10 protein-coding genes are annotated in these 11,802 nt (G+C 60.5%); 7 read left to right on the top strand and 3 right to left on the bottom strand.

Annotation, left to right across the window (positions count from 1 at the left end):
• The first annotated feature begins 59 nt into the window (after positions 1-59).
• Genes HYN69_RS18720 through HYN69_RS18705 form a run of 4 tightly spaced genes read left to right on the top strand, consistent with a single transcriptional unit; the run spans position 60 to position 5,730 of the window.
• The gene (locus HYN69_RS18720; RefSeq protein WP_159082561.1) at positions 60-1,370 is read left to right on the top strand and encodes an O-antigen ligase family protein; all 1,311 of its coding nucleotides are present in this window, start codon (positions 60-62) and stop codon (positions 1,368-1,370) included.
• A gap of 29 nt (positions 1,371-1,399) precedes the next feature.
• Complete coding sequence (gene galU / locus HYN69_RS18715; RefSeq protein ID WP_108437437.1) at positions 1,400-2,296, top strand: UTP--glucose-1-phosphate uridylyltransferase GalU; 897 nt, start codon at positions 1,400-1,402, stop codon at positions 2,294-2,296.
• Between the two features lie 43 nt (positions 2,297-2,339).
• Positions 2,340-4,397, top strand: a complete 2,058-nt coding sequence (locus HYN69_RS18710; RefSeq protein WP_159082560.1) for a GumC family protein — start codon at positions 2,340-2,342, stop codon at positions 4,395-4,397.
• Entirely contained in the window at positions 4,387-5,730 is a 1,344-nt protein-coding gene (locus HYN69_RS18705; protein ID WP_108437435.1) for a polysaccharide biosynthesis/export family protein, read from the top strand. Before HYN69_RS18710 ends, HYN69_RS18705 begins: the two co-directional genes overlap by 11 nt.
• Here the strand turns inward: HYN69_RS18705 and HYN69_RS18700 are convergent.
• Entirely contained in the window at positions 5,684-6,415 is a 732-nt protein-coding gene (locus HYN69_RS18700; protein ID WP_108437434.1) for a family 16 glycosylhydrolase, read from the bottom strand. The genes HYN69_RS18705 and HYN69_RS18700 overlap by 47 nt on opposite strands.
• 11 nt (positions 6,416-6,426) lie before the next feature.
• Positions 6,427-8,220 carry an ABC transporter ATP-binding protein gene (locus HYN69_RS18695; protein WP_230426579.1) on the bottom strand — a complete coding sequence of 598 codons (1,794 nt, stop codon included), beginning with the start codon at positions 8,218-8,220 and terminating at the stop codon, positions 6,427-6,429.
• Positions 8,221-8,343: 123 nt separating this feature from the next.
• On the opposite strand from HYN69_RS18695, the gene HYN69_RS18690 reads away from it, so the two are divergent.
• Positions 8,344-9,207 (top strand): glycosyltransferase family 2 protein, encoded by an 864-nt coding sequence (locus HYN69_RS18690; RefSeq protein ID WP_159082559.1) that lies wholly within the window; start codon positions 8,344-8,346, stop codon positions 9,205-9,207.
• On the opposite strand, the gene HYN69_RS18685 is transcribed toward HYN69_RS18690, so the two are convergent.
• On the bottom strand, positions 9,204-10,181 hold the full coding sequence (locus HYN69_RS18685; protein ID WP_108437432.1) for a glycosyltransferase family 2 protein: 978 nt from the start codon (positions 10,179-10,181) through the stop codon (positions 9,204-9,206). The genes HYN69_RS18690 and HYN69_RS18685 overlap by 4 nt on opposite strands.
• Positions 10,182-10,307: 126 nt before the next feature.
• Here HYN69_RS18685 and HYN69_RS18680 point away from each other — a divergent pair, with 126 nt between their 5' ends.
• Together HYN69_RS18680 and HYN69_RS18675 are read left to right on the top strand one after the other, a co-directional pair.
• Positions 10,308-10,601: a hypothetical protein gene (locus tag HYN69_RS18680; RefSeq protein ID WP_108437431.1), complete on the top strand. Its 294-nt coding sequence runs from the start codon at positions 10,308-10,310 to the stop codon at positions 10,599-10,601.
• Positions 10,602-10,656: 55 nt separating this feature from the next.
• On the top strand, positions 10,657-11,778 hold the full coding sequence (locus HYN69_RS18675) for an NAD(P)/FAD-dependent oxidoreductase (RefSeq protein ID WP_108437430.1): 1,122 nt from the start codon (positions 10,657-10,659) through the stop codon (positions 11,776-11,778).
• Positions 11,779-11,802 lie beyond the last annotated feature (24 nt).

Below are 11,802 nucleotides of genomic sequence, written 5' to 3'. Positions count from 1 at the left end.
GGGTCGGGAACCGATTAGCCGACACAAGGCTTGTTTCAGGCCTAACGGACAGCACGAAAATGAAACTTCACGCCGGATTATTCACCGATCCCGCTCGCAACTGGCTATATGTCAGCGCCGCAATCGCGGTGTCGCTGTTCGTATTCGCCTACTCGACCCGCATCGGATCAGCGTCGATCCTGATTTTCTATTCTGTCTGGCTGCCGGTGCTGATCTTTCCGACAGGGCGCCTCGTGCAAAGCCCGCAACATTTGCTTCCCTTCCTTTTGGTTCCGGCCTTGGCAGCTTTGTCGACACTCTGGTCCGACAGGCCGGATGCAACGCTGCGCGCCGCAATCCAATGGGGCAGCACCGTGCTTCTGGGCCTCGCGGCCGCCCGTGTCACTTCAGTGCCGTCTCTCGCGCGGGGGCTGCTAGCGGGCGGGTTATTCGTGTTGATCTACTCCACGCTGAACGGCGAATATGCCTATGATGTGGTCGATGGCACTTACGCCTTTGCCGGGGCGTTCAGCTCGAAAAACCAGCTTGGCCTTTTTGCCTCGATCACCCTGATCGCCGCAGCCTATCCCCTGACCAACCCCCGCCTCGCCGGTTGGCTTTGGGTCGTCGCTGCCATCGCGATCGGTGCTTTCGCGGCCTTCACGCTAATCCGTACAGAGTCGGCGACTTCGCTCATCACAGTAATCCTTGCCTTTGCCGTCATTCTTCTTGCGCTCGGCGTCCTCCGTCTGCCGCGCCTGTTGCGTGTCATGGCCGTGGCACTGGGAGGCGTTCTGTTTGTTCTGGGTCTTGTCGCCGCGTTGAACCTCGGTGCGCTCGACGTGCTGTTTTCTGTCTTCGGCAAGGATTCCACGCTGACGGGACGAACGTATCTCTGGTCCAGAGGGCTAGAGTTTGCACAGACCCATCAAGCCTTTGGTCTCGGCTACTATTCGTTCTGGATTCCCGGTCGCGCCGAGGCGGAAGAGCTCTGGACCGAGTTCCACATCGAGGCCCAGACCGGCTTTCACTTCCACAATACGCTAATCGAAAGCTATGTCGGCCTCGGTCTGGTCGGCGTCTCGCTTATGGCGATCTGGTGCCTCATGCTCCTGGGTCTGCCGCTGGTCGCGATGCTGCAAGCGCAAAGTCGGGCAACAGCAATCGTAGCGGGTCTGTCGGTTCTGTTTTTGATCCGGTCGCTTGTCGAAATCGATTTTTTCACCCCGTACACGGCGGGCTCGTTTCTGGTTCCATGGGTTCTCTTGCACATGATCGACAGCCTTCGTCGCACTCATTCTGCACCGCAGCATGGAACCCGAACCCTGCCTCAAAGCTTTCCCACAGCGCGGGCCGCCACTTACGGACGGCCCATCAGCCAGCGCGGCTGACAACCCTTGCAGAACGACAGGAGTTTCTGATGGCCAAAGGCAAAGTCACGAAGGCGATCTTTCCGGTTGCGGGCCTTGGCACCCGATTCTTGCCCGCCACGAAGGCAATTCCGAAAGAAACCCTCACGCTGGTTGACCGCCCCCTTATCCAATATGCGGTAGACGAAGCACTGGCTTCGGGCATCGAACAGTTGATCTTCGTGACATCGCGGGGAAAATCCAACCTCGAGGATTATTTCGACCGCTCGCCCGAATTGGAGCGTACCCTTGCCAAAGCCGGCAAGAAGGATCTGCTTCGCATCGTTCACGACTGCACTCTGGATAGCGGCGCGGTCACCTATGTGCGGCAGAACCAGGCGCTCGGCCTTGGCCACGCGATTGCATGCGCTGCCCATCTGATCAACGACGAACCTTTCGCCGTCATCCTGCCCGATGATGTGATTTCGGCGTCGACGCCGTGCCTGCGCCAGATGATCGATGTTTACGACCGTACCGGCGGTTCGGTCATCGCCGCGATGGAGGTTCCGCCCGCAGCGGCCAGCGCCTATGGCATCCTTGATGTCGCGGGCGTGGCCGGTCGGGTCGCGCAGGTGCGAGGCATTGTGGAAAAGCCGCAACCGCAGGATGCGCCGTCCAATCTGGCCGTGATCGGGCGCTACATTCTGGACTCGTCGATCTTCAAGCATCTGGATGGCCTTAAAGCCAGCGCAGGCGGTGAAATCCAGTTGACCGATGCCATTGCATCCATGATCCGCGAAGGCAGCCCAGTGCAGGCCTACCGCTTTCTGGGTGACCGCTTCGATTGCGGATCGAAGGCGGGATTCCTTCAGGCAACCGTATCCTTTGCATTGGCCCGCAGCGAATTGCGCGACGAGTTCGGCGCCTATTTGAACAGCATGGTCGCCCTCCAGAACGCTGCCCAGTAGGTCCGGAATGAACGGTCCTTATTCACGCCAGCCGCAGCTTGGAATGGATCCCGATGCGGGCACGGTCATCGACAGCGAAAAGTTGGGCCAGTCAGCGCGGCGCCAAGCCGGAGTCGTGGTCAAGGGCGCGCTGACAGGCGCTGCCGTCGCCTTGCTACTGATAGTCGTTTCGGTTCCACGCTACTCGGCAACCGAAACGATCCTGCTCGACGAAGAACGCAACGAACTGCTCAATCAGGTCTCGGCCTTACCCAATGCTGTCCGGTCCGACGCCACCGTACAGTCCGAACTCGAAATATTGCGCAGTCAGGTTCTTGCGGTCGAGGTGGTCAAGCGGCTCAACCTTGACCAAGACGCCGATTTCATGGACCCGCCCGTCGATCTCGTCTCGCGCATCATGGGCAATGTCACCTCGATCTCAGGTTTCTTTTCAAGCAGTAAAGCACCGATCGGGCCGCCGGTCGATCCCGCCATCGCGGCCCGCGAGGCCGCCGCAGGCATCTTGCGCGAACATCTTTATGTCGAGCGCGTGGGCCGCAGTTTCGTGCTTTTGCTTGCGTATTCCGATCACAACCCACAGCGCGCTGCAGCAGTCGCCCGCGCCTACGGCGATAGCTACGTGCAGTTCCAGCTTACCTCGCAATCGAAACTTGCCGTCAACGCAGGCCAGTGGGTAAGCGAACGGTTGAAAGTTCTGGCCGAACGCAGCCAAGAAGCGACGAGTGCGGTGCAGGAATTCCGCTCTCGGCACAATCTTGTAGAGTATCAGGGCAACTTGCTGACCGATCAGCAGCAGTCAGATCTGACAACGGCCCTGGTCACCGCCTCGGCCGACGTGGCGCAACTCCGCGCCCGCGTGCAAAGTTTCGAAGCCATGATGAACGTGGAAAAGCCCGACGTCCTTGCCGTGTCGGCGTTGGAAACGCTGACGCCCTCGGACGAAACGATGGCAGCGCTACGTACCGATTACATCAATGCCCGCCGCAACTGGACCGGGATCGTCGCCGAACGCGGCGAAGACCATCCGCAGGCGCTGCAACTAAAGAAACAGATGGATATTCTTGAACAGACCATCGGAGAAGAGCTCAACCGCGCTGTTCTCGCGACCAAAGCGCAGTTTGAAATCGCCCGCTCGCGCGAGGCTTCGCTTCGTGACGATCTGTCCAGCTTTGCCGACCGGGTCACCGGCGACGACAAGGTGATGGGCCAGCTCGCCCAGCTCGAAGCGGTCGCCGATACCTACGCCACCGTTTACCGCGATTTTCTCGAACGATACGAAATCACAGCGCAGCAGGAAAACTTTCCCATCGCATCAGTCCGCATAATTTCGCCAGCCGACCTTCCGGACAGGCCGTCAAGCCCGCGCAAGAAGGCCCTGCTGGGTATGGGCCTGATATTGGGCGCGCTGATTGGCATCGTTATCGGTGCCCTGCGCGAGATGGGTCCTGTGCGCCTTCGCACGCCCAAGGACACGACAGACCGCTCGGGCCTGCCTTGCGCTGGTCTTACGCCTTCACCGCGGCGCAAGCTCGATACCGAACAACGCCGCGTGCTAACTCGGACACTCAACCGCGCCCGCCAGGACCTTGACCGCATGGTTGCGCAGCAAGCTGGCGTCGGCCGCATCGTCGCACTTGTGCCAGTCGACGCAGTGGCCGACGCTTTCCCGATCACAAGCTTCGCCGAGACGCTTTCGGCCAACGGCGAACGCGTGCTGGTGGTCGATGCGGGCGGCCTGACACCAGGGCAGGTCCAGCGGCTCAACGCGCTGGAACGGGTCGAAACTTGGAAACTATCTGACATTCCAGCGCGTGACGACGCCACAGACCGTCTGCGCGAGCGGTTTCAGACCGTCCTGCTTTGCCTGCCCTCACTCACGCGCACAACTTTCCCCGACGCCTTGGCCCGCGCCGCCGATGCGTCGATCCTGATCCTGCCGTGGGGGTCGATAACGCCGGATTTTCTAGCGGACGCCATACAGCTTCATGGCGAAAACCTCCGCCCCATCGCCTCGACCGTTCTGGTCGGTGCCGATCTGAAACGCGCCCGGCTCTACATGCGCCGCGGCGATTTCGAGGAACGATTGCTCCATGCCGTTTAGATCAAACATTCTGTGCATTTTATTGCTTACGGCAGCCTATCCTGTCGCAGCGCAGACCTCTGGCCAGGCAACTAACGCACCCAGGACTGCTGGGGCACAGGCCGAGACCAAAGGATACAAGCTCGGCCCGCGCGAGAAGCTTTTCGTCCGCATCGGCAGTTGGGATAACACGACGCAAACCTATGTTTCGTGGCCCGATGCGAGCGGAGAATACACCATCGGTGCTGACGGCGCCGTGTCGATCCCCATGGCCGGTTCAATCATGGCCTCCGGACTTACCGCCGAAGAGCTCGGCCAAGCTATCGTCAGTGGAATACAAGACGGCCTCGGCATCACATCGAACCTGGACGCAGCGGTCGAGGTGGCCGAATATCGCCCAGTCTACGTGATAGGCGAGGTGCAGTTGCCTGGTGCGATCCCCTTTGCCCCCGGTATGAACGCAATCGAAGCCGTCGGTCTTGCCGGTGGTTTCCGCAGGCCCGAGACCACCTTCTTGCAGAACGAACGCTCTGCGCTTTCGTCGCTCGGCAATTACGAGGTGCTTCGCGTCCAACTCTATGCCCGTCTTGCGCAAAAGGCGCGGCTTGAAGCGGAACTCGCGTCCCGCCCGGACTTGATCCCCGATAACGAACTTGCCGAAGCGCCCGGAGCAAACGACCTGCTCCGCAGGGAAAGCGAGGTAAAGGCCGCCCGCGATGCAGAGATCAAATCGCAGATGGTGCAATTGACCAGTCTCGAAAAACTGCTGACGCAGGAAATCGACCGCCTCGGCAAACAGGTCGAATTGCGGTCAAAGCAGATCGAACTTGCCAAGGAAGAACTGGAAAATACGACGCAGCTTGTCGAAAAGGGCCTGACCGTCGCGAGCCGCCGAAGCGACCTGCAAACCCGTGTCGCCGACGAGGAGGTTCGACTGCTCGAGCTGGAAACCGCCCGCCTGACCGCCGAACAGCGCGCGGTCGAGGTAAAGCAGCAACGCAGCGACATCTTGAACGCCCGAAAGCGTGACATCTTAGATAGTCTCAGCCTTGCCGAAGCGGAAATCGGAGAGATCCGCATCAAGCAGCGCACCGAGGCTGCACTTTATGCCGAGGCGCTGCAAAGTGGTGATGGTTTCGTGTCGACCCGTGGTTTTGGCGCGCCGATACTCGAACTGGCGCGCCGTCAGGATGGCAAGCTGGTTTCGGTTCCCGTAGAGCGCGACACCTCGCTGCAACCGGGGGACGTGCTTGAAATTCGCCTGCCCCTGCCGGACGAAATGTCGTCGCCTGCCCTCGCTGCCAAGATTACCGAGCAGCGGGCGGAAGCGATACCGTTTCCAGCGTCGCGGTAAGCGGCACACCGTCAAAATCCCAGACGCCGGCCCAACCCGCCTGCGCCGGTTGCACCGCCCATAGGTCGACGAATGACCGCAGCGGACCCATGCTCCAGACGCTGCCTTCCACATCGCTCGGGCCAAAGTTGCCAACGATCTTGCCGTCGATGCGAAAGATCGCTCTCTCGGGCTGCACTTCGATCTCGTAATCATGAAATCCCGCGGCGGCATCGAAGCCGAGGTCAATCTTCTTGGGTCCACCTAACAGCGACACATGACGGCCCGACGCATCTTCGAAGTGTATGTTCAACTCTACGTCGGTCGTGCCGCCACCGACGAATTCGATATCGTATTCGCGCCATGGTTGCTTTTCGTGATCAGCGCGGTAAAGAAACATGCCGAACACCGCCCCTTCGACCATTTTCGGGGCACGGGCGCGCCAGGACCATACGCCTGTATCCGCGACCCCTTTTGACTGGACTTCGCCCCCGAGATACGGTCGCGTCTCGACGCCGACCGCTGACGCGGGGTTTCTGTCCAGCACAAGGTCGATCCCTTCCGCACCGGGCCGCACATTCGCCGACGACCATTGAACGATGCTGCTTTGTCCGGCGGGCCAGTCCGACACCATCCAGTCCTTGCCAAGGTCAAGTGCCTGAACCGGATGCGCCAGAAGAACCAGTGAGAGAGCGATGTGTTTCATGTGGTAATCCTTCAGGCTGTGGCTTCATGCAAAGCGCGGAAATGGTCGTTCTTCTCGACCAGCCCGTCATAACGGTCGGCAGCGACGACGCGCCCGCCTTCCAACAGATAGACCATGTCGCAATGCCGCACGGTCGACAGACGGTGCGCGATGACGACGATGGTTTTGGAATGTCCCAAGGCACCGATTGCAGACATGATCGCCCGCTCGGTCAGGTTGTCGAGCGCACTCGTCGCCTCGTCGAACACCAGAATGTCGGGGTTTGAATAAAGCGCCCGTGCGATGCCGATCCGTTGGCGCTGCCCACCAGACAGACGCGCTCCACGTTCGCCAACCTCGGTCCTGTACCCTTGCGGCAAGGTCTGCACGAAATCGTGCAGCTCGGCCACCCGCGATGCAGCCTTGACGGCCTCCATGTCGATTTCGCCCGCAGGAACGCCAAAGGCAATATTCGCCGCGACCGAGTCGTCGATCAGGAAAATTTCTTGCGGCACATAGCCGACCGACCGCTGCCAGCCGCGCACGTTGCTTTCGTCAATCACAACACCGTCGACCCGCAGCTTTCCACCCTGTGGCGAAAGCAGCCCGAGGATCATATCGACAGTCGTGGTCTTGCCCGCACCGGTCGATCCGACGATCCCAACCGTCGTATTTGCGGCGATCGTCATCGACAGTTCGTTCAGAGCCGCCCTGCCCGCATTGGGAAAGGCGAAGGTGACGCGGTCCAGCTCCAACGCGTGCTTCAACGGAATTGCAGCGGCTGCCTGATCCGGCAATCTGCTGCCCGTGGCCTGCGTCAGTTCGGCATGCAATTGGTCGAGGGCCGCCGCACCGAAACGGATCTCCGAGATCGACGCGAACAATTGCTGGATCGTCGGAAACATCCGCGCCGCAGCAAAGGCATAGACACCCAGAATGGGCACGACATCTCCGATCACACCGTCGTTACGGGCAAGAAGCCAAAGAACGAACAGAACCATGCCGCCAAAGGCGATCACCTCGAGCAACTGTCGCGGCAATTCCGAAATCAGCGCCAGACCCGCTTGCTGCCTTGCGTTGGCATGCGAAGGAATGCGGAACCGTTCCAGATAGCTTCGCTCGAGCGACCGTATTTTGACGTTCTTGATCCCAGCCATCGCTTCGTGAATGATCTGGAACTGCGCTTTGTTCGCTTCGACACGGCCCTGCCCCATCTGGGTCAGCCGCATCCGGGTTGCCAGAAAGATCAGCCCGTAGGTACCGCCGAAGATCACGACCCCGCCGATCGCTGCCAATGGCTCCATCACGAACAGGAACAGCACCAGAAGCGCCAGCATAACCCCGTTCGCAAGCAAGCGCATCGCCGCCGTGATCGGTCCGTTAACGACAAGGTTCACTTCAGAAAGGATTGTCTTGCCAAGGTCGGAAGAATGCCTGCCCAGAAACCAGATGTAAGGCTGACTGAGGTAGACCTCCATCAGGCGCGTTGCCAGACTGACCATCCGCATCTTGGTAAAACGCGTCAGGGCGTAAAAGGTCAGGGCCCTGAAGATGGTGGTTACAAGGACGAACAGGAAAACCGTAAAGCCTAGCACCATCATGAAGCCAGTCACCGTTCTTGCTCCGGAAACGTCCTGAAACCAAGAAAGCCAGTCGCTTTGATGGATCGTGTCTGGGTTCGATACCACCGCAAGGAACGGCAGGACCGACGCAACGCCAAGAACGTCGAACAGTCCCATGGCCATCACCAATAGCACAAGGACGGAGAAACGCCGTCGCTCGCGCAAATCGAAAAGCTCGAATATCTTCCGGTATGCGTCCCGCACCTGAATGTCCTTGTCCTGCTTTGATGCCCGAGACAGTGGAACGCACCCCGTCCGGCAGGGTTCCTTGGCTGCGGAACCGTCGCGTTGCGCATGGGTTGCAGCTTCACAAAAGCGGGGCTGAAAATGATCGAAATTGACCTTTGCATCTGCACCTTCCGTCGCGACTCGCTGGCCGATGCCATTCGCTCGGCGGCGGCGCAGGCATTGCCCGCCGGTCACAGCCAAAACATCATCGTGGCCGACAACGACGAAGCCCCCACGGCGCAGGCACGGGTCAAGGCGCTCGGGCTGGCTGTCACTTATATACACGCTCCGGCACGCAACATCTCCATCGCCCGGAATGCTTGCCTCGATGCCGCAAAGGGCGAATGGATCGCCTTTCTGGACGATGACGAGACCGCCCCGAGCGACTGGCTGGCGCAACTTTTGTCCTGCGCCGCCGAAACCGGCGCCGACGCCGTCTTTGGCCCGTCCCGCGCCGTTTATCCGGCAGGTACGCCAGACTGGATCACCGCCAACGATTTTCACTCCAACCGCCCGCAACGCCGCGCTGGCACTGTCGAAACCGGCCACAGCTGCAACGTCGTTTTCCGCAGGCCACCCCAAGGCATCCGCTTCGATCCGGCATTGGGCCGGTCCGGCGGAGAAGACACCGACTTTTTCTACCGGTTACACCGCGCGGGTAGCCGCTTCGCGATCTGCGAACAAGCGCAGGTCACCGAACCGGTTTCACCATCTCGCCTTTCGTTTCGCTGGCTTGCAGAGCGCCGGATGGCAGAAGGCCAGCACTACGCCCAAAGCGTCGGCAGGTCGCGTTCGGTGCTGGTCGCCGCATCGCTCGCAAAGGCAGCTTTCAGCGCAGCACGCGCATTTCCGTATGCGACGAACCGCCCCAAACTCGCTTTCTGGACCCTGCGCGCCCTTTTCCATCTCGGCGTCGTCCGCGGCGCGATAAAACCTTCGCAGCGCGAGATTTATGGAAGTTAGGCCCGAAGCAACCGTCGCCAAAGGCCTTCGGACAATTGGCGCAGCACAAGAACAGCAGCCCTTGGCCGCGCCGTCAGTGCCGCCCGCGCCCGCCCGATACGCCGCGCCCTGAGTGCTTGCAGCACCGTTTCCGTCGTTCGCAGGTCGATCAGGCCGCGTCGGCGTTTGTCGAGCAGTTCGCGCAGCTCGGGCGTCAGGGCCGGATGCACCAACATGTCCGTTTCCGACCGTATAAGTGCGTTTAGATGATCGATCGTAGACACCGACGAAACCGACCCTTTACGCCGTGTGTACAAATAGTCGGGATCGGGGCTGAACCAGACATTCGCCCCCGCAAGCAGACAGCACAGCACGAGATGGAAGTCCTCTCCATTGCGCAGGTCGGTATCATAGGCAATGCCCTCGCGCTCAATGAACGCGCGCCGCACAAGCGGTTTAAGATAGCCAAGGTTATGCCCGCCCACGACGCGCAAGTTACCCGCGACAAACCGTTCAGCCGACAGGCGCACCGGAGCGTCAGGATCGGTAATAAATGGCTCGTCCGAGAGCGGCTGACCCGTCTCGTCCACCTCGGCGAGGTTGCCCAGTACGATGTCGACGGCACGTCCTTCGTCTCCCACCTTTTCGGCAAGGGCGATCATACGTTGCAGACGTCGGGGCACCATGCGGTCATCGGCGTCGAGCACGGCAATCCACGTCCCCCGCGCATGGGCCAAGGCTGCGTTCCGCGCCCCGGAGGGTCCGGCATTTTCGGGCAGGCGCAGCGCCGTAACCCGCCCGTCTCTGTCAGCCATTGCACGTGCCACGCCAAAAGTATCATCCGTCGACGCGTCATCGACAACGATCACCTCGACCGTAACGCCTTCCTGCCCCAACGCGTTTTCGATACTGCGGACCAGAAACACCTCGGCCTGCCATGCCGCGATCACGATCGATACGTCCGGACCGTCCGTTTTCTTCACTTTCGTTGCCATGCCTGTCTCCGCTTGTCGCAGCCCCAACGCACAGCACGCGCGGCGGGTTGCATTCGTGTCAGGGATTGGCCCGACACTCTGTCGCGGTGTAGGCTAAGGCTTGACACATTACTGCGGACGCCGCCCTTGACCCTGCTTACCCTGATTTTCGCCGCCGCCCTTGCCCTCAGCCTAGGCATCGTCTCGGCGGTGCTTCTGCGGATCGGCGGCCTTTTCCTGATGGTGTTCGCGATGACGGTACTTTTCGGCTTTCGCTGGTTCAGTGGCTATAGCCATCCTACCGTAACTGAATCGCTCCTTATCCTGACCTTGCTTCAGGCTGGCTACCTCATCGGCACACTGACACCCTTGGCCGACCGCATCCGCAGGGGCGAACCTGCGCCCCGGCTCACCGTCAAACCGCGTGACGATGCCGAGTGATCGGGAACCCACCCAGCCTTTCGCTACGTTAGGCTCGTAAAGCGGGGAGTAAGGCGTGGAACAGGTGGATTGCACGATCATTGGTGCGGGCGTCGTGGGACTGGCAATTGCCCGCAGAATGGCATTGCAGGGCCGGGAAGTACTGATCCTCGATCGCGCTTCGACCTTCGGCACCGAAACCAGTGCCCGCAACTCAGAGGTAATCCACGCAGGCCTTTATTACGACCCGAACAGCCACAAGGCGCGGCTATGTATCCGCGGGCGCGATCTGCTTTACGCCTATCTACGCGAGCGTGATCTGCCGCATCGGCAATGTGGAAAACTGATCGTCGCCACCACTCGCGACCAGATTCCGATGTTGGAAACCATCGCCGCCCGCGCGCTCGGCTGCGGCGCGGGTGCGCTGACGCTGATAGACAGGACCGAAGCCCTCACCCTCGAGCCTGCACTCGAGTGTCATGCCGCCCTCCTTTCCCCGATGACCGGCATTCTCGACAGCCATGCCTATATGCAGTCGCTGCTAGCCGACGCCGAGAGCCATGGCGCAATGTTGGCTTGCTATACGATGGTTACGGGCGGCTTGATCACAGGCAGCGGCTTTGTACTGGAAACTTTAGGCCCTGGTGGTGAAACGCTCACACTCCACACGCGCACGCTGATCAATGCAGCGGGGCATGGCGCAGCGCCCTTCGCCGCGCGTCTGCAAGGTTACGATCCTGCGCTCGTGCCTCAGACATGGATGGCACGGGGCCAATATTTCACCTGCACCGGACGGAACCGCTTTTCGCGGCTGATCTACCCTGTCCCCGAACCGGGCGGACTCGGGATACATCTGACGCTCGACCTTCAGGGGTCGATGCGCTTCGGCCCCGATGTCGCATGGATCGAAACATTGGATTACACGCCCGATCCGTCCCGACTCACCCATTTCGCCGATGAGATTTCCCGCTATTGGCCAGCTTTGCCAATTGAAAGCCTGTCTCCCTCATTTTGTGGAATTCGACCCAAACTCTCGCCAGCAGGCGCGCCCGCGGCCGATTTCCGCATCGACACGCCATCGATACATGGCGTGCCCGGTCTCGTCCAACTTTACGGAATCGAAAGCCCCGGACTGACGGCCTCGCTCGCGCTCGCTGAAATGGTTTGTCAGTCTTTGCGCGGCGATCCGCCAAGCTAAGCGGAACCATTCGGCGGCTTTCTG

It is taken from the genome of Gemmobacter aquarius (assembly GCF_003060865.1).
In the GTDB taxonomy this organism is placed as follows: domain Bacteria; phylum Pseudomonadota; class Alphaproteobacteria; order Rhodobacterales; family Rhodobacteraceae; genus Paragemmobacter; species Paragemmobacter aquarius.
The sequence above is the reverse complement of the archived record's forward strand: the minus strand, read 5'-3'. Positions and strand labels throughout refer to the sequence as shown.